This window comes from Microvirga arabica (assembly GCF_016811235.1).
GTDB lineage: Bacteria > Pseudomonadota > Alphaproteobacteria > Rhizobiales > Beijerinckiaceae > Microvirga > Microvirga arabica.
The window spans coordinates 120,210-136,745 of record NZ_JAFBID010000003.1 but is presented as its reverse complement, the minus strand read 5'-3'; the positions used below and the strand labels follow the sequence as shown (position 1 = coordinate 136,745).

General features: G+C 60.5%; 19 protein-coding genes. 4 read left to right on the top strand and 15 right to left on the bottom strand.

Going from position 1 to position 16,536, the window contains the following annotated elements; all coding sequences use genetic code 11:
* Positions 1–43: 43 nt before the first annotated feature.
* The 6 genes from JQC81_RS02940 to JQC81_RS02915 form a co-directional block, all read right to left on the bottom strand.
* Positions 44–847 (bottom strand): YdaU family protein, encoded by an 804-nt coding sequence (locus JQC81_RS02940; protein WP_203270221.1) that lies wholly within the window; start codon positions 845–847, stop codon positions 44–46.
* Complete coding sequence (locus JQC81_RS02935; protein ID WP_203270220.1) at positions 844–1,227, bottom strand: hypothetical protein; 384 nt, start codon at positions 1,225–1,227, stop codon at positions 844–846. The genes JQC81_RS02940 and JQC81_RS02935 overlap by 4 nt, the downstream gene beginning before the upstream one ends.
* The gene (locus tag JQC81_RS02930) at positions 1,217–1,420 is read right to left on the bottom strand and encodes a hypothetical protein (RefSeq protein WP_203270219.1); all 204 of its coding nucleotides are present in this window, start codon (positions 1,418–1,420) and stop codon (positions 1,217–1,219) included. The genes JQC81_RS02935 and JQC81_RS02930 overlap by 11 nt, the downstream gene beginning before the upstream one ends.
* Positions 1,421–1,498: 78 nt before the next feature.
* On the bottom strand, positions 1,499–1,723 hold the full coding sequence (locus JQC81_RS02925; protein ID WP_203270218.1) for a helix-turn-helix transcriptional regulator: 225 nt from the start codon (positions 1,721–1,723) through the stop codon (positions 1,499–1,501).
* Positions 1,724–1,928: 205 nt separating this feature from the next.
* Entirely contained in the window at positions 1,929–2,642 is a 714-nt protein-coding gene (locus JQC81_RS02920) for a hypothetical protein (protein WP_210347055.1), read from the bottom strand.
* Between the two features lie 113 nt (positions 2,643–2,755).
* On the bottom strand, positions 2,756–3,976 hold the full coding sequence (locus JQC81_RS02915) for a tyrosine-type recombinase/integrase (RefSeq protein WP_203270216.1): 1,221 nt from the start codon (positions 3,974–3,976) through the stop codon (positions 2,756–2,758).
* Between the two features lie 452 nt (positions 3,977–4,428).
* On the opposite strand from JQC81_RS02915, the gene rarD reads away from it, so the two are divergent.
* On the top strand, positions 4,429–5,295 hold the full coding sequence (rarD, locus tag JQC81_RS02910) for an EamA family transporter RarD (RefSeq protein ID WP_203270252.1): 867 nt from the start codon (positions 4,429–4,431) through the stop codon (positions 5,293–5,295).
* A gap of 137 nt (positions 5,296–5,432) precedes the next feature.
* Here rarD and JQC81_RS02905 read toward each other — a convergent pair whose 3' ends face one another.
* The 5 genes from JQC81_RS02905 to JQC81_RS02885 form a co-directional block, all read right to left on the bottom strand.
* Positions 5,433–7,034, bottom strand: coding sequence for a polysaccharide lyase family 7 protein (locus JQC81_RS02905; protein WP_203270215.1), 1,602 nt, complete (start codon positions 7,032–7,034; stop codon positions 5,433–5,435).
* A gap of 687 nt (positions 7,035–7,721) precedes the next feature.
* A complete protein-coding gene (locus tag JQC81_RS02900) occupies positions 7,722–7,967 on the bottom strand; it encodes a hypothetical protein (protein ID WP_203270214.1) in 246 nt (81 codons plus the stop codon).
* A gap of 191 nt (positions 7,968–8,158) precedes the next feature.
* Positions 8,159–8,980 carry a phasin family protein gene (locus JQC81_RS02895; protein ID WP_203270213.1) on the bottom strand — a complete coding sequence of 274 codons (822 nt, stop codon included), beginning with the start codon at positions 8,978–8,980 and terminating at the stop codon, positions 8,159–8,161.
* Positions 8,981–9,386: 406 nt separating this feature from the next.
* Complete coding sequence (locus tag JQC81_RS02890; protein WP_203270212.1) at positions 9,387–9,695, bottom strand: hypothetical protein; 309 nt, start codon at positions 9,693–9,695, stop codon at positions 9,387–9,389.
* Positions 9,696–9,909: 214 nt separating this feature from the next.
* The gene (locus JQC81_RS02885) at positions 9,910–10,083 is read right to left on the bottom strand and encodes a hypothetical protein (protein WP_203270211.1); all 174 of its coding nucleotides are present in this window, start codon (positions 10,081–10,083) and stop codon (positions 9,910–9,912) included.
* Between the two features lie 304 nt (positions 10,084–10,387).
* Between JQC81_RS02885 and JQC81_RS02880 the strand changes: the two genes are divergently transcribed.
* The gene (locus tag JQC81_RS02880; protein WP_203270210.1) at positions 10,388–10,642 is read left to right on the top strand and encodes a hypothetical protein; all 255 of its coding nucleotides are present in this window, start codon (positions 10,388–10,390) and stop codon (positions 10,640–10,642) included.
* Positions 10,643–10,720: 78 nt separating this feature from the next.
* Here the strand turns inward: JQC81_RS02880 and JQC81_RS02875 are convergent, their stop codons facing one another.
* The 4 genes from JQC81_RS02875 to JQC81_RS02860 all read right to left on the bottom strand — a co-directional run bounded on the left by JQC81_RS02875 (position 10,721) and on the right by JQC81_RS02860 (position 13,158).
* Complete coding sequence (locus JQC81_RS02875; protein WP_203270209.1) at positions 10,721–11,428, bottom strand: outer membrane protein; 708 nt, start codon at positions 11,426–11,428, stop codon at positions 10,721–10,723.
* Between the two features lie 319 nt (positions 11,429–11,747).
* Positions 11,748–12,179, bottom strand: a complete 432-nt coding sequence (locus JQC81_RS02870) for an NUDIX hydrolase (protein ID WP_203270208.1) — start codon at positions 12,177–12,179, stop codon at positions 11,748–11,750.
* Between the two features lie 61 nt (positions 12,180–12,240).
* Complete coding sequence (locus JQC81_RS02865; protein WP_203270207.1) at positions 12,241–12,744, bottom strand: phasin family protein; 504 nt, start codon at positions 12,742–12,744, stop codon at positions 12,241–12,243.
* Between the two features lie 33 nt (positions 12,745–12,777).
* Entirely contained in the window at positions 12,778–13,158 is a 381-nt protein-coding gene (locus JQC81_RS02860) for a phasin (RefSeq protein WP_203270206.1), read from the bottom strand.
* Positions 13,159–13,357: 199 nt separating this feature from the next.
* On the opposite strand from JQC81_RS02860, the gene JQC81_RS02855 reads away from it, so the two are divergent.
* Together JQC81_RS02855 and JQC81_RS02850 are read left to right on the top strand one after the other, a co-directional pair.
* Positions 13,358–16,051 (top strand): PAS domain-containing sensor histidine kinase, encoded by a 2,694-nt coding sequence (locus JQC81_RS02855; RefSeq protein ID WP_203270205.1) that lies wholly within the window; start codon positions 13,358–13,360, stop codon positions 16,049–16,051.
* Entirely contained in the window at positions 16,051–16,509 is a 459-nt protein-coding gene (locus JQC81_RS02850; protein WP_203270204.1) for a GNAT family N-acetyltransferase, read from the top strand. The genes JQC81_RS02855 and JQC81_RS02850 overlap by 1 nt, the downstream gene beginning before the upstream one ends.
* Positions 16,510–16,536 lie beyond the last annotated feature (27 nt).

Genomic DNA, 16,536 nt, shown 5'->3' with positions numbered 1-16,536 from the left:
TTCGGGACGACGATCCCGAGTGCTCGAAGAGGATCGCTAGTCATCATCCGAGCTCTTCGCCTGAATCGGTCCAAACACGACCCTGGCAGCGCCAGTGCTTGCCATCACGTTCCACCGGAACTCCTGCGGCCCGTTTGTCGCTGATCCAGGTCGGCACTTGCGGGTTGGAGTCGGGCGGAGGTGCTCGGCTGCCCTCTTGCAGGTTGCGGAACACCCCGCCCAAATAGGCTTTCGGCCTGTCCGCCTGCTCTGCCTTGTCGAGCACGCGATTGGCTTTCATGAAGTCGTTGTCACTGAGCTTCAGGAGCTTCTTGCAGTCCGTGCGGCCTATGCCTTTGACTTCGAGCCCTTTCAGACGAGCCCAGAATCTGTCCTCATCCGAAACTACATCCGGGGCGTGAGCCCCGCTCTGTATCTCTTTTTTATGTGCTTGTGCTTGTGCTTGTGGTTGTGGTTGGTTCGGCCCGGCTTCGGCATTGCTTGCCTCGTGCTGAAGCATTGCTTCAGCATTGGTTCGCCTCTGCCTCGTCTGGCCCGACACACGGCCACCTCGGCGGCCGGCTTCTGCACGCCTCTGGTACTTCTCGTTTGCCACAGCCAGCTCGGCTTCGATGCGCTTGTGCCGCCAATCGTGTTCGAAGAACTCCACGATGATCGGGCGTATCTCCATCCACTGATCGAAGGAAAGGCGGACGATACGGGCGAGTTTCTCGTCGGCAGTGGGCAGACCCTTATGCAGCCAGTAGTACATAATGAGCAGGAGGTAGACCCCCTGCTCAAAAGCGCTTAGATGGACGGTGTCAGCGAGGTGATCGCGAACGTAAAATGGCATCCACGGACGGCTCATGTGGCCCCCTCAATGCCGGACCGATTGGTGCCGAGGTTCGAGCGAACGGTTTTGCGCTCCGTGAACACCGAGCTGTTGCGATGCAACGGCGAAAGTCGGCCGATCAAAGGTGCCCAAGCCAGAATACCGATCACCTTGCCGCGCTTATTGATAATCAGGAAGAGAAGGGCGCGCACGCCCCCCTCCTTGAGCTGAAATCCGTGATCGGTGAACTCGCCAAAACCGGCACGGGTGGGAGCCGACGCGGGCACGCCGACCGGAGGACCATACTTGGCCAGTTCCTTCACCTCCCGCGGCAGGAGGGGATGGCTGGTCGCGAAGATGGTGGTCAGATGCTCCGAGTTGGAGCGGCGCTTGCGAGAGGAGGCCTTACGCACCATCGCGGAACGCCTCCTGAGACAGGCCGGAGAGCTCAGCGAGCAGGGCCGCCGTGACGGGGCTTACGCGGGAGCGGCGAACGATTGCGCGGACCACCGGGATGGCGAGGAGTTCAAGATCGCGCTGCCGATCGGTGTGATTCAGGCATGCGGGCGCTTTGCGGCGCTTGAGCCGCGTGCTATTTTTAATTTTCATTGATATACCTTTACGCCCCACCGGAGCAGACCACGTTCCGCGTGGGGCTCCTTTTAAGGCGTTGATTGTGAGGACTGTTTAGGTCGCCAGAGGACGATGCCGGCGCGTGGCGATCCAGTCGATCAGATCGCCGGTCTTAAAGCCGAGCTTGCGGGTGCTGAGCTGAATCGGCGAGGGCACCACGCCGCTGCGATAGAGACGGCGGAAATGCGGAATGCTGAAGCCGCAGAGCGCCGCTGCTTCGGCGGTGCTTAAGACGCGGTGCCGCGAGACTTCTTCCGGCAGTGCACTTATGAGGATCATCTCCACTTCATCTCCGTTCTCAAGAGCGACCAACATCGATCAAATGAGAGCATGAGGAGTCGGAGCGTTTCTGGCTAAATGGCCGGAATATAAACCTGAGAAAATCTTTAGCCATTAAGTGGGCGGATAACCGCTGGGACTGACCTAAGAAGCCAGCTTATTTCGACCTGAGCAACAGCGGGCGTGTGCCTATCACGATATAAAGTTAAGAGTGGTGGAAGGCGAAGTTGGCCCAATCGTCGTCCTGTAACGGATTATCTTTGGCAGACTTCCAATACCCAACAAGCCTGCTGGCGGAGTACGGTTCTCCGTTAGGCCCTAAGATACCGATCGCCCCGGCGGTTGCGCTAAGAAAGCGCACACCGGGTCCCCTGAGATCGCCTTTCTCTGGATGCTTCGAAACCCGGAAAGGCCGTCCAAAATGATGCTCAAACAGGGCGGGTAGGACTTCGCCGACATAGATCGTGTTCCATCGGGCGACGGATTTGATTGCGGGAACCTTGCGGAAATTCTGGTTGGTGTATCTGGCTAGCCGAGCGAGCACCGTATGGGCATCATTAATATCGTCCTTAAGCTGTTGGTCGGCGGTCACGACAGGCTCTGAGTCGATAAATTCTATGAGTCGTGACAAGCTGAGTGACTGCTGTACCTTAGCAGTCTCGGCAAGAAATGCGGCCTTGCTCAGGGCACGGGACAGCGGCGAGTCCGGTACCGAGGTGGTCTGAAGCTCTTCAGAAAACGATGTAACGAGTTTCTGCAGTTTCGAGAACGCTTTCCGCTCCTCCGCTTCCCGCTCCCTTTGACGAGGAACGTCATAGCGATAGGAAACCATGGTCCTCAGGTTGGAAAGGTGGCGTGCTAATTCCTGCCAAGGAGTCTTCAGCGCGAGCCCAGTTTCCTCGATGATCGCAAGAGTCAACTCCTGCCCTAACGGCTCTTCATGTAGTCTATCACAAAGAGCGTTGACGTAGTTGATAATAGGGTTCGCAGAGCGAGGCATCTCCATCGCTTTCGTGCTTCATTCAATACCGTCTAACGCTCACCATGCGCGCTCTGCACTGGCACATCTTCGAGATTTCTGATCGAAGCTCTACCGGTGAGGCCAAGAACACGATCTGCCCATGCACCAAGGGCGGCGCGCTTTTCCTTCTGGTACGTGGCACGGTTATAGATGCCTGCCACCCCGGCCTTATGGCCTGAAATATGATTGAGCACCGCCTCAATCACGTGAGGAAGCGTGCCGAGTTCACCCAGGCGAGTAGCTGCGGTTCGTCTTAGGTCGTGGAGGCGCCAAGGACGCATCACTGTCTCATTTTTCGCGATCCGGACGTCCAAACGACTTTTTGATTTTGACCACCCGCTGAATCCGCCTTGGCCCTCGCCAAATACGAACTCTCGACCCTCGCGGCGTGGGATGTTCCGTAGGATTTCCAGAGCAACATCACTGAGCGGCACCTCATGGGTTAAGCCATTCTTCGTACGCTCGCGCGGAATCGCCCAGAGCCCTCGGTCGAGGTCCACCTCCGACCACTTCATATCCCCCACTTCGTCGCGCCGCTGGCCTGTTAGGATCAGGAGCCGAACGATACGGCCATAATCGTCATCGCGACAGGCCCTCCAGATGGCTGCTAACTCATCGTCCATGATGACGTGCTCGCGGGAGACTTCGCTGGCCACCCGAATGGTGCCTATAACTGGATTGGACTCAGCGAGCCCAACTGCCACTGCCCAGGCGAAAAGCGCGGATAAGGCGGCGCGGGCGCGGTTGGACGCGATAGGCCCGCTCTGCTCGGCAATCTCCTCTAGCCGGGTAGCTACGAGAGCCCGTCCGATCTCACTGACGGGGAGTCCGTGCAAGGGCTGCCAATGTTTCTTCAGGTGGCGCTCCACCTCCTCGAAGCTGCGCGGTTTCAGGCGGTCCTGGGCATGCTTCAGGTATCGCTCAGCGACAGCCTCGAAAGTGATCTTTGCACGTGCTTTGGCTTGTGCCTTCTCGGCATGTGGGTCCGATCCCAGCTGGACCTTTGCAAGCGTCTTCTTTGCCGTCTGGCGGGCTGCATCAAGAGAAACTGTATCGACACGTCCGATAGTTTCGCGACGCGACTTCCCACCGGCGCGGTACTGCACCACCCAGACTTTGCCCGTTGGGTTGACGCGGACCCCGAAGCCAGGGAGCGCCTCGTCCCATTCAATATGGTAGGGCTTGCCAGCCGGAATTCTGAGGCTGGAGATCGACTGCTGTGAGAAGCGCATGTGAGCCTGCTGGTAAGCATATGGTAAGCAGGACGGTGCTTACCAATGATTATATTGGATCACATAGTCTGGTGGTAACTATTGATATGTCAAGGAAAATTGGGCGGATTGATGCTTACTGATCCCCCTTGATCACTGTGACTGCCAGATTGTGGATCTGGGGGTCCCCCGTTCGAGCCGGGGCGGCTGTACCACTTCAAAGTCCAATGACTTAGGCCTCGCAGGTTCGAGGCATTTCTCCCCGACATCCAGTCCGATGTGCCTTCCAGAAGCGTGGCGGCTCATCGTGTCCTGCTCTCGATCGGAGCCAGCATAGGCCGCGGCTATACGGTTCGCGGGATTTCGATTACCACCCTCGATGAGGATCGTCGCAGGCCACTGCGCTCACGCTCTCCAGCAGGTTGATGTCAATGGCACCGGAACATGAGGCCGCCGAGTTGCGCCGGACGAGGATTGGCGTTCTCTATGCGCTCGCGGCGTTCTTCATGTGGGGCTTGGCCGTGCCTCTGCATTTCAAGCTTCTCTCATCCATGCCGCCGCTCCAGATCCTGGCTCACCGCATCGTGTGGGCAAGCCTGTTCGCGCTTGGACTGATTGTTGCCTTCAGGCAAGGGCGAAAGCTTGCCGAGGTCATTCTCTCCGGTCGGCACCTGCTTCTGCTCGGCGTCTCAGCGGGTCTGATTGCGATCAACTGGCTGATCTATATCTGGGCGGTGAATTCCGGGCATCTGGTCCAGACAAGCCTCGGCTACTTCATCAATCCGCTCCTGAACGTGGTGCTTGGAGTGCTCTTCCTCCGGGAGCGGCTTCGGCCGGCCCAAGTGGCAGCCTGCCTGCTCGCCGGGAGCGGCGTTCTCGTCCTCGGCGTATCATCGGGAGAGATGCCGTGGGTTGCGCTGGCCCTCGCCTGCAGCTTCGGCTTCTACAGCTTGGTCAGAAAGGTCGTACCGGTGCCTCCGCTCGTCGGCTTCTGCATCGAGTCGCTCCTGCTCACACCGCTGGCGCTTGGCTATCTGGCCATGACTTTTGCCGATGGCAGCGCTGCCGCGTTCCAAGGACAAGTGGGTCTCGATCTGCTTCTCGTGCTCACGGGGCTCAGCACGGCGGCGCCGCTGATCTGGTTTGCCGCCGCGGCCCAGCGGCTGAAGCTGTCCACCATCGGCCTGCTGCAATATCTGGCACCGTCCGGGCAGTTGGCCCTCGGTGTTCTCGTCTACGGGGAAGCCTTCGGATGGGTGGACGCCGTCGCCTTTGGTCTGATCTGGACAGCCCTGGCGGTTTACACGGCAAGCGCCTTGAGGTCTGCGTCCAACGGATAATCCATGCGGCAGGCTATGCCTTTGTTGATCCCGTGCCGTCCGATCCGTCCGAAGCAGAAGATGTTGTACGACACGCAAAGAAAAGCGGCTCCGGTTGCCCGGAGCCGCGTCACAGTTGATGCAGTCGGCTACTGCCTTTAGATGACGAGGAAGTCGGCCGCCGTGAGCTTGGCGAGATTGCTGATTTCGGCGAACTTAATCGCTGCGATCGAGCCTGATCCGTCCGCATCGTAGGACAGGTCGCCAGTCTTGTCGTTGTAGATGATGCGATCGTTTGAATCGAGCGCCTTGGTTCCGATCACGAAGCTGCTCGCCGACAGCTTGCCCCATGTGAGCTTGGTGAAAGCGGTGTCGTTGAGGCGGATCGTGTCGTCGGCCACGTTGAAGTCGAGGATCACGTCCACGTTCTTGCTGCTCGGCGTAGTGTCGAAGGTGAAAGTGTCCTTGCCCGTGCCTCCAATCAGCACATCGCTGCCGTTCTTGGCCCAGATCTTGTCGTCGCCGCCCTTGCCGTCGATGCGATCATTGCCGGACGTGCCCGTCAGGCTGTTCGAGCCGCTCGTGCCCGAGATCGTCTTCGTTGTGGTCGGCTGCGACGTGGTAGGCGTCGTCGGAGTGCTCGGCGTCGTCGGAACCGCGGGGGTGCTTGTCTCCGCCACATCGGCAACGGCGAGAGTCACAGTGCCGACATCCGAGTCACCGTCAGCGTCCTTGGCGGTGTAGCTGAAGCTGTCAGAGCCGAAGAAATCGGCCTTCGGGGTATAAACGAAGGAGCCATCGGCGTTGATCTTCACGCTGCCGCCCTGAGCGGTGGCGAACGTGCCGGCGACGGCCACCTTGCCGCCATCGGCGGCGGTGTCGTTGACCAGAACGCCCTGTGATGCGCTGACGGTCAGAACCTTGTCCTCGACGGCCGCATAACGATCGTCCGCGGCCGTGACCGCATTGTCCTTCGACTCAGGGGTCGGAGCGGGTGCGGGCGTCGAGGTTGTCGGCTGCGTCGGGGTCGTGACCGTGCCGTTGTGGTTGAAGCTCAAAGCGTAGAAGGAGGTCTGGCCGTAGCCCGTGCCATTGGTCTCATTCGCGCCGAGATAGGCGCCGGCCTTGAAGTAGAAGCTATCCGACTGCCACACGCTGTTGATCTTGCTGACCGACTTGTAGATCTGTCCATCGGCGAAGACCGTCACCTCGAGCGTGTCGCCCTTGGCATTGATCGTGTAGGAGAAGCGCTCGTCGAGGGAGACGCTTGGCTGCTGACCGGATGCATTCACGAAGTAGAACTTCGTCTCGCTGTTGCTGGAGCCGGCCTGATCGTTTGCGAAGTAGAGCTTGCCGTTCTCCCAGTAGAGACGGACCAGTTCGTCGTCCTTGCCGTGAATCTGGCCGACGATGATGCGGCCGCCCATGCCATCACGAATGGGAGCGGAATCGACCTCGAGGGTCGCGCTCATGAAGCCGCCGGTGCTGAGATTCCAAGCCGCATTGGCGGTGCCGTTCATCTCGCGCAGCTCGGAACGGGCGTAGGAGGAGCCGCTGGTGGTGGCGCCATCAACCGGAGCCACAAACGTCATGGCGCCGTCGGCAGCGGTGTAGAAGTACTTGGAGTGCTGGTAAGTGGAGAGGTTCTTCACCTCCATGGCGGAGCCGCTGAAGCCGCCATTGGCGTCAATGGGGAGGGTGATCTTCCAATTGGACAAGTCAAAGTTGCCGCCAGGTGCGACTGAAGGATTCAAAGCCATATTATCTGCCCCAAAATCGATCGAGCCTCTTTCCGAGGTCTCTGAATAATAATTACGCGGTTCTGTGTAGAACTACTGCGAATACGCAGGAAGGAAACGCTTGATAATTATAGATACAAGTGAGCACTTCTGGCGTTGCTCATAATATTGCGGATTGCAGAATCAAGTTCTTGTTATCCGTTGCCGCTGTTCTGATTGTTGAATAAGGCAACATCGTGGCAACGAAGGTGTTTTTATTCCATGCTTCCGAAACGGAATAGGATTGCGGGCATGCTGGTCAGTCCCTGCTTCGAAGGGCGAATGCGCTTCATGTGGCACGCACTCCCTTTGCGAACCGCAAAGAAAGAGCGCCTTCTTGGGTGGCGCTCTAGGAGGGCCGCTGTTGCAGCCAGGAGGGAGGACCGTGCCAGTCAGGCACTGATGAAGGCTGCGCCTGAAAGGTGAATGCTTGGTTACGCAAGGGAAGAATACGCGCCGAATCCCTAGAGCATCTGCGGGCAGGCTTGGTCTTTCCTGCTTCAGTGCAGCACAAGCAGCCAGCTCACCAGGGCCAAGGGAGCGATTATGCCAAGGACGAATGAAACAGCACTCTGAGCCATGAAAGCCTCCTGCCGATCATCAGAAGGTAAACCAGGGCTTAACAGGCGGCGGTGTGCTGAAGCACGTCGGGAAACTGCCGTACAGGGTTCATGTGTTTTTATCGACGGGCTGGGTTGGGGTGTGCGGAGGGGCATTCGCTCGCGCCGGGGTATCCGACGCATCGTTGCGGGCCTTGCGCTTCCGACCGAGCCATCTGTACAGCATCCAACCCAGTCCCGAGCTGATGGCGGCAACCACGACCAGACCGGAACTCGGGTAATCCCGGAAATTGACGCGGCTCGTGGTGTCGAGCTCGTCCAATTCCTCGTCGATCTGCTTGTCGCTCTCAGGCATGAATGCGCCTCGTCAGGAATGCTCCACATATAGGCCGCGCTAGCTGGCTGTCCATCATAGGCAAGTCATGGATGCCGTTTTTGGGATGGCGCGTTCATTGGTTCCGAAAATATGGGAACGGCACCGGTGCAAGGATCCTGGTGCCGTTCCACGCTCGATTAATCCCTCGCCTCAGTCAGGGGAGGGCGCTTTCATGCGGGCTTCCGGAGAGACGCCGCCGAGGCGGCCGTTCTTCCCGCATTGCCGTACCATGCCGTTTTTTCTGCGAGCTTCACGGCGAGGTCAGCGAGACGGAAGCTGTTCTGGAGAGTCAGTTCAAGGTTGTCCTGCATCAGCGAGGCCTGAGTCCTGGTGAGGTCCTGAAGCGACCGGCACTCGGCGAGTTTGCTCCATCCGTCTAGGTTCGTCTGAAGCCGCTTCTGGCTCATGCGCAGGCACTCCTGCGAGATATCCTGCACGCTGGTGGTGACGGTATGCGCGCTGTCTGTTCCTAGGCGAACGACATCGTCGACTCCGTCCAGTCTGCGCCGGGCCAAAGGGTTCATGGCGACGGGAGCGCGCGGCTCGACCTGCTTTGCGTCGCTGAGGTGAGCCAGCTCGTCCTCGACCTGCTCTGCAACAGCTTGGGCCTCCTCATCGCTGAGCACCTCGAGGACCGCCGGGAGAAGCTGTTTCCGATCATCTCGGATATGCCGCTGGAACGCCTTGCGGAGCTCGGCAACCTTGCCGAGAAAATCGCCGCTGCTCTTCTGCATGCGCTCGAGTTCTCCCAGCAACGAGGCCGTCTCCTCGTTGTCGCTCATGGAAGCGCTGAGCAGATCCTGCATCCCATGCCTTTGCAGAATGGGGAAGAGATGCTGCTCCTGCAGGCTGGCGAGGAGTTCCAGTTCGTCCTTCAGATCTGCGAAGAGGCGCTCACGTGTTTTGGTCGCGGTGTCCGAGGTCGCAAGAATCTTGTCAAAAAGGTCATTGGCCTTATCGGGCGGCGTCTGGCTGAAATGTTTCGCAGGCATTGTCTGGCCTCATCATGGTAGGGGGAAAATGAATAAACTCGAACGCTCGTGGGTCATGCGTCACTGCCTGAATCGTCAAGCGTCACGCCAAGTTCCCGGGACTTTGTGGATTAGACCACAGCCCCTTCACCCTTGACCGTCAACCTTACCAGCACCCCATGACCTGACTATGACAGGGCTCATGAGAAGTGCCGTCTATGCAAGACAACGGCCGAGAGAAAACTCAAGCGGCATGGAAGGCTGTTGTGCCAGCTAGAAGAGTCGGCTGGAACCCATGCTTGTAGCATGCGGGGAGAAGATCGGGCTTCCCACAACGACGCGGGAGAAAATCTCATCCGCTCCAGATGACGAGCAGAAGAGCAGACTTTGAGTGAATCATTTCGCGAGCGGGCTGTGGCAGCTGCGATCAGCGTGCTGCGGTCATTCCGGCGGCTTCCGGAACAGGACTCTTCGTAAGAGTGATTTTGCTGGCGCTCCGGTCGCACGAGACGGTGACGAATCCGTCCGAAGCCTGAATGCGGGCTGTCACGACATCGCTCGTGTTCACGAGCTTGACAGGCTCCTCGTCCGTCTCCTGCGCCGCTTCGCTGATGATGGAAAGGCACTCACCGAAGGGCATGGATACGATGCGAGTATCGGAGGATTGAGCCTGAGCGCCACCAATCGCTGCCATGCCAAAGGTGCTAGCCAAGATTACCATCAGAAAGGAGCGCATCGACCTATTCTCCAACACCCGGATGATCATCACACCCGAGGTTTTCCCGCTGTGCTCTATCGCACAGGGAAGGAACGTGCCGCAGCCTGGGGCCGTTCCTCGCCGTCAATGTCGCAGGGGATGTCTGCCGGGTGTAATGGAACCTACCCGGCCGCCGTTAGCAGAAGTTGAATCCCGGCGCTGAAAAGCTTGACGCCACGGCTGAGGCTCTTCTTCAGCCGCTCGATTCCTTCTGGTTTCCAAGGATCTGGCGTCCGCGCCGCTCTGCCTGCTCCAGGGCTTCGGCCAGAAGGCGCCGCCCTTGCAGCAGGGCCTGCTCGTCCGGGGCGGTGAGGCTCAAGGCCGAGAGAATTTTGTCCGCTTCCGTTTCATGGCGAGTGTCTGGCATGAGGTCTTCTCTTTCCAAGCTCTGCTGGTGGAACTGCTGAACTTCACCTCAGGTTCCGGGCTGATGGGGGCTGCGCCTCAAAAGCGCCCCGCTTGAGCTTTAGGGCGGCGTGGAATGCACCCGTAGAGGCTTGCCAGCCTTCTGGAATTGTAAGACACTTACATCCATTAAGCAGAGCCCTCCTGATTGCCGAACCACGAGCCTTGTTTCAGGCCGTGACCAGTATCGTTTTGCGTAAGCCCCCTGCCGGGCTTGTTCGTGGCAGGCTCCTCCGATTGACATTCATTCTCTTGCGCATTCAGACATGATTCATCGCGACATTGGCAGTCATGGTTCCATGACAGGCGACGATCCAGATCCCTTGAAGGATGCCCTCGATCTCCAGAATCGGGTGAGGTCTCTGAGAGCTTTGCTCGAGCTGCAGCGCTGGCAGATCGAAGTGCTCAACGGCAGGCTTTACTCACCCGATCCGGGTGGAACCGCCGCCCGGCGGCTGCTTGCCCTCAAGCGAAGCGAGACGGAGCCTCTCCGGGCGCCGAAAGCGGTCAACGATCCCTGAAGCAGTTGCTGGCCACCGGCAAAATGAAAAGGTCCGGTGCTGTCACCGAGCCTTTGTCTTTCGAGGGATGTCGGACGATCAGTTGAACTTGTAGTTCACGCCCGCACGCAGCACGCCGAACTCCGCATCGCGCTCGACATTGAAGCGGCCGCCGCGATCGAAGTTGTCCTTCGTGTCGATATCCACGTAGAGGCCTTCGAGCTTGGCGGTGAAGTTGTTGGTGATCGCATATTCGACGCCGCCGCCGATGGTCCAGCCCCAGTTGATCTCATCGCCGGAGTGATGGCCGAGAACCGGGTCGACGCCCCTGTTGCCGCCTACATCGCCATAGGCGAAGCCGCCCGTGCCGTAGACCAGGGCGCGGTCGAAGGCCACGCCGGCGCGGGCCCGGATGGAGCCGAAGAAGCCGTCCGAGTCGCCCGGATAGTAGGTCGTGCCGTAGGACGCGCCCTTGTTGCCGACGGCGGCATACTGGAGATCCGTCTCCACGCCACCGACGAACATGCCGAACTGATAATTGTAGCCGGCCTGCGCGCCACCCACGAAGCCGCCATGCCGCCGGCCGGGAATGCTGCCGAAAGTCGGGTCATAGAAGCGGCTGTCGCCCATGTTCCAGCCATAGCCGGCGTTCAGGCCTGCATAGAAGCCGGTCCAGGTGAAAACCGGAAGCGCGTTGTAGGCCGGGGCAGGGGAATAGCGGGACGGAAGATCGGCCGCATGGGCGTTCGAAGCCGCAAGGGCGAGAGCCGCGGTGGCAGCGAGCAGTCCAAGAGCAGATTTACGCATGATTGTATTCCGTACTTGTGAGCTAGAAGTCGCTAGGCATGAATTGCCCGTCCCTGAGGTCATAGAAGAATATGAGAGAATGTTGCAATACGTTTGGATGTAACCGTTTGCAATATGATTGATGCTTTATGAATGTTTACTCTTCATCAACCATGATGCGGCTGGGCGGGTTGAGATCGGATGGCGATTATGTGCAAATCTGCCGGTGACGTCAGGCCTTCCAGCCTCAAGTTAAGAGACAGCAACTTGGCCTCATCCGCACAGGGGTGAGGCCTTTTTCTTAACGCGGGAGGTTGTTGGTTCGACAGGCTAAACCCGTTCAGGGCGCATTCGACGCGAGGGCCTGAGCCCGCCGGGCAATCGCGTCCACATCGGCGCTCATGGCAAGCTTGCCGGATTCGAGGTCGGTCATAGAGAACCAGCCGGCCTCAAGTGCATCATCGCCCGCGACAGGCTCTCCGGAAATCCAGCGGCAGCGGACGGCAATCAGGATGTAATGCTGGTGAACCGCTCCGGACGAATCCGGCACGAGGATGTCCAGCGTGGTGATGACGTCCTGAGCTTCCGCATGGACGCCGGTCTCCTCCAAGAGTTCCCGGGTGGCTGCCGCCCGAACCGTTTCGCCGAACTCGATCTTCCCGCCGGGGAAGCCCCACAGGCCGGCATCGGGCGGATTGGCCCTGCGGACCAGAAGGGTCCGCTCCTCATGGATCACGACGGCAATGACCGCTGGAACGGGTGATGAAGACATGAAAAAGGCTCGGCCGATGTGGCCGAGCCTTAGCGCATGATCCGGCGGTCGGATAGCGCGATTAACGCCCCGGCCGTTGAAAGGCCGAGTGCAGGGGCTCCAGGCTCTTGGTGAACCAGAGCGCCGTCGACTCTGCGATGTCCTTCCACTGGGCCGAAGCTGCCTCGTAGGCCTGGCGTGTCGCCTGGCTTTGCGCCTTGAGGGCCTCGGGAAGGGGAGCGGGGCTGAACGCCGAACGCCAGAGGTCGAGAGCGGCGCTGCTCTGGACATTCAGGGCGTCGATGATCTTGCCGTTGACCTCCAGGGCGCCCTTGGCGGATGCGGTGACGGCCTCGCCGACGGCTTGGCGGAAGGCATCGCCCTGCTGCTTCGCCGAGGAGAAGAGAGCCTCAGGTGCGACGGGCTTCACCTCGGGCGCCTTCGGCTGCGTCGCAGGCTTTGCAGCCGTGACCACCTCCAGAGCCGTGACGGCGGGAGCGGCCGCCAGCTCGATGAGATCGGCCTTCAGCTCGGGGCTGGCGGCCTTCGTTGCTCTCTTGGCTCGTGGCTTCTTCGCTTCCGCCATCGTGAGATCCTCGCGGGGCTGTTGGAGGGTGTCTTACTTCTTGGAGCCCGGCTGCTTCATGGCCGACTGTGCCATGGAGCCGAATTCCTTCATCTGGGTCTGCATCGCCTCGAACTGGCTGCGCACGAACTCAGCCTGGATCTGCATGGCCTCCTGCATGTCCTTCGCGCGAACCATCCTCTGGGCGAGGTCGAAGGCCGCATTCAGGTTCTGCTCGGTGTAGGTGAAGGTCTTGCGGGCCGCGTCGCGGGCGCTGGTCTGGACCGTCGCGGCTGAGCCTTCGAAGGTGTCGGCCGTCTTCTGAGCGGCGCTCATGAAGCCGTCGATCGCCTTGCGGGCCTGCTCGACGCTCTTCTCGGCGAAATCGCGCATCTCCGGGGGAATCTCGTAACCTTGGGGCTGGTTCGCTGCCATGACATGCTCCTTGTTGTAAGGCATTTGTGCAGTGCAATATCACATTGTGCGCTGCAAAATCAACTCCTTTGTGCCTTGCGTTATTAAGGTTACCTGAAAGTAAACGGATTCAAGGGTTCCGCCTTGCATGCTTGACCGCAGATATTAGTCTAGAAGCTCAAGCAGAAGAGCTTTCGCGGTATTCCTCGTAAGGACCGTTATGACGGGTGGTCCCCATCCCTTTGAACATCTGATCGCGCGGCTTGCCGCCGAGCCGGCCCTTGGCCTGCTCGCTGAGCCGGGTGCGGTCGTGTTCATCTGGGACCGGACAGGGGAGAGGCTGCTCTGGGCATCGCCTGGCGCTGAAGGTTTGAGGCTTGCCTTTGCCGAGGGCTTCGAGCGGGTAACCCACAATGTCCGTACCCGTGAACGCATCAAGGCTCTGGCCGGCGGCCTTGCACCCCACGAGGGTGTCCGGATGGAGCGCCTGAGGCTCGACCCGGCTCGCCCTTGGCTTCCGGTCGCCTGTGCCTGCCGCTTGGCGGCCTTGGACAACGGCGAAGCGGTGCTGGTGACGGCATTCACCGGATCGGCAAACAGGGTTGGGCGCTCCCGTGCTCTTCAAGCTGCCGACGAGAACTCGCCGGCTCAGAGCCAAGTTGCAGAGATCTCCGGCGACTCCGCTCTCCGGCCGGACCAGCCCCGCGGCACGATTCGATTTATTTGGCAGGCCGATGCGCAGACACGCTTCACTGAAGTCTCGCCGGAGCTCGCCCAAGCCGTCGGACCGATTGCGGCCGATATCATCGGGCGGACCTGGAATGAGGTGTGCCGTTCGGCCGTCGAGGATCCGGACGGTGCCGTTGCAGACCTGTTCGCCCGTCGGGAGACCTGGAGCGGACGAACCGTCCTCTGGAATATCGGCAACGCCTCCTTGCAGGTGCCCGTCGATTTGGCCGGTATGCCCGTCTTCAGCATGGATAGGGAACTGATCGGCTTCCGGGGCTTCGGCCTGCTGCGCATGGACGCGGCGCGCGAGCGGGAGATCATCGAGAAGCCGATGGCGGATGAGGGAAGCAGCCAGGCCGATCTGATCGCCCAAAGCCTCGTCCCTGACGACACTTTCCCCTTCCGTCCTCCGGAGGAAATGCCCCCGCAGGAGCCGGAGCCGGAAGATGTCTCCTCCGATGAGGAAAACTGGTTCACCAATCTTCGGGAGCATGTCGCGGAAGCTCTCTCCAGCACCACGCCGCCGGAGCCCACTCCGCAGCGCAAGCTCGCCGACAGACAGCCACCCGGATCGACTCTCTCCGACGCCGAGCGAAACGCCTTTCGCGAAATTGCGCGGGCGCTCGGCGCCCGGCTGGAGGAGGCGCCATCTCAGGACAAGGCCGCCGATGAGCCCGACGAGACCGCACCGGCCGTCGAGAGAGATGCTCCCTCCGGGCCGGCCGGTCCTCCTGCGAGCGGGGATCCCATCCTGGACCGGCTGCCGATCGGCATCCTGATCCACCGTGGTGAGCGCATCCTCTTCGTCAACCGCTTCCTGCTCGATCTCACGGGCTATGAGACGGTCGAGCAGATCCGGGCCGATGGCGGCCTCGTGCACCTGTTTCGCGGATCGCCGGCTCTCGCAGGTCCAGTCGAGGGGGACATGGCCCTTGCCCTGACGACCCGCAGCAATGAGAACATCGCCGTCACAGTACGTGCCTCATCGGCCGAGTGGGAGGGCGCGGAGGCGGATCTTCTGGTGATCCGCAGGGCCTCCAATGCCGATCTTCCCCCACCTTCGTCACAGGACCGCCGCGTCCATGAGCTGGAGGCGATCCTCGATACGGCCACCGACGGCGTGATCGTGCTCGACGAGACGGGCCGCATCCTCTCCCTCAACCGCTCGGCCGAGGCGCTCTTCGGCTACGATGAGCCGGCGGTGGCGGGCGATGCCATCACGGTTCTGCTGGCCCCCGAGAGCCATATCGTCGCCCTTGATTACCTTGAGCGCCTGCGCTCGCCGGGTGTGGGCAGCCTGCTCAATGATGGGCGCGAGGTGCTCGGCCGGGAGCGCCAAGGCGGGCCCATCCCGCTCTTCATGACCATGGGCCGCCTCGGCGACGGTCCGGAGCGCCGGTTCTGCGCCGTGCTGCGGGACATCACGGCCTTCAAGAAGACCGAAGGCGAACTGATCGGCGCCAAGCATGCGGCCGAGGAAGCAAGCGCCCAGAAATCCGATCTTCTGGCCAAGATCAGCCATGAGATCCGCACGCCGTTGAATGCCATTCTCGGGTTCGCCGAAGTTATGCTCGAGGAGCGCTTCGGCCCGGTCGGCAACGATCGCTACAAGGAATACCTCAAGGACGTTCACGCCTCCGGCTCCCATGTGATCAGCCTCGTGAACGATCTTCTGGACCTCGCCAAGATCGAGGCAGGACGCCTGGAACTGTCCTTTACGGGTGTAGGCTTGAACGATCTGGTCTCCAGCTGTGTCGCCCTGCTTCAGCCGCAGGCCGCCCGTGACCGCATCGTCATGCGCATGAGCTTCGCGCCCAAGCTCCCGCCGGTGGTGGCCGATGAGCGCTCTATGCGCCAGATCGTGCTCAATCTCGTGTCGAACGCCATCAAGTTCACCGATGCGGGCGGGCAGGTGATCGTCTCCACGGCCATGACGGATCGGGGCGAGGTGGCCTTCCGGGTGCGCGATACCGGCATCGGCATGACGCCCGAGGAGGTCGAGGCCGCTCTCGAACCCTTCCGGCAGCTCGCCACGTCGCGCAAGCGCGGCGGTACGGGTCTCGGCCTGCCTCTCACCAAGGCCCTGGTTGAGGCAAACAAGGGAGCGCTGCAGATCTCCAGCCAGCCCAGCGAGGGAACGCTGGTCGAGGTGATTTTCCCGCCGACGCGGGTTTGGGCTGAATAGTGTCCAGCTTCGTTCTGCGGCATGCTTCCTCTGACGACATGAAGGCTGTTGCCCAGCTACACCGCCACGTGCGCAGAACCTGCCTCCCGTACCTGCCCGAGCTTCACACGCCGCAGGAGGATCTGGCGTTCTTCGAGGGGCACGTCTTTCCATCCTCGACGATCCGGTTGGCCGAGAATGAAGGCCGGCTGATCGGATTTGCGGTCTCGAAGCAGGATTGGCTCGATCATCTCTATGTCGACCCGACATGGCATGGCCGCGGGGTTGGGCTGGCCCTTCTGACAGCTGCCCGGCAGGACGCGCAGGAGCTGAACCTCTGGACCTTCCAGGCAAATCTGCAGGCGCGCCGGTTCTATGAAAGCTACGGTTTCAGGCTTGTGGAACTGACCGACGGCTCCGGGAACGAGGAACGCACCCCGGATGCTCACTATCAATGGACACGCCATCAAGCCGGGTAGGGCGGTGATCCATCGCGTTCATGCGGC

Bases quoted from the DNA above. Each gene is read 5' to 3' on its own strand.
- JQC81_RS02940 (WP_203270221.1), bottom strand. From the start codon at position 847: ATGAGCCGTCCGTGGATGCCATTTTACGTTCGCGATCACCTCGCTGAC.
- JQC81_RS02895 (WP_203270213.1), bottom strand. From the start codon at position 8,980: ATGCCTGCGAAACATTTCAGCCAGACGCCGCCCGATAAGGCCAATGAC.
- JQC81_RS02880 (WP_203270210.1), top strand. From the start codon at position 10,388: ATGATTCATCGCGACATTGGCAGTCATGGTTCCATGACAGGCGACGAT.
- JQC81_RS02930 (WP_203270219.1), bottom strand. From the start codon at position 1,420: ATGAAAATTAAAAATAGCACGCGGCTCAAGCGCCGCAAAGCGCCCGCA.
- JQC81_RS02915 (WP_203270216.1), bottom strand. From the start codon at position 3,976: ATGCGCTTCTCACAGCAGTCGATCTCCAGCCTCAGAATTCCGGCTGGC.
- JQC81_RS02900 (WP_203270214.1), bottom strand. From the start codon at position 7,967: ATGCCTGAGAGCGACAAGCAGATCGACGAGGAATTGGACGAGCTCGAC.
- JQC81_RS02855 (WP_203270205.1), top strand. From the start codon at position 13,358: ATGACGGGTGGTCCCCATCCCTTTGAACATCTGATCGCGCGGCTTGCC.
- JQC81_RS02860 (WP_203270206.1), bottom strand. From the start codon at position 13,158: ATGGCAGCGAACCAGCCCCAAGGTTACGAGATTCCCCCGGAGATGCGC.
- JQC81_RS02885 (WP_203270211.1), bottom strand. From the start codon at position 10,083: ATGCCAGACACTCGCCATGAAACGGAAGCGGACAAAATTCTCTCGGCC.
- JQC81_RS02905 (WP_203270215.1), bottom strand. From the start codon at position 7,034: ATGGCTTTGAATCCTTCAGTCGCACCTGGCGGCAACTTTGACTTGTCC.
- JQC81_RS02925 (WP_203270218.1), bottom strand. From the start codon at position 1,723: ATGATCCTCATAAGTGCACTGCCGGAAGAAGTCTCGCGGCACCGCGTC.
- JQC81_RS02935 (WP_203270220.1), bottom strand. From the start codon at position 1,227: ATGGTGCGTAAGGCCTCCTCTCGCAAGCGCCGCTCCAACTCGGAGCAT.
- JQC81_RS02865 (WP_203270207.1), bottom strand. From the start codon at position 12,744: ATGGCGGAAGCGAAGAAGCCACGAGCCAAGAGAGCAACGAAGGCCGCC.
- JQC81_RS02890 (WP_203270212.1), bottom strand. From the start codon at position 9,695: ATGCGCTCCTTTCTGATGGTAATCTTGGCTAGCACCTTTGGCATGGCA.
- JQC81_RS02870 (WP_203270208.1), bottom strand. From the start codon at position 12,179: ATGTCTTCATCACCCGTTCCAGCGGTCATTGCCGTCGTGATCCATGAG.
- JQC81_RS02875 (WP_203270209.1), bottom strand. From the start codon at position 11,428: ATGCGTAAATCTGCTCTTGGACTGCTCGCTGCCACCGCGGCTCTCGCC.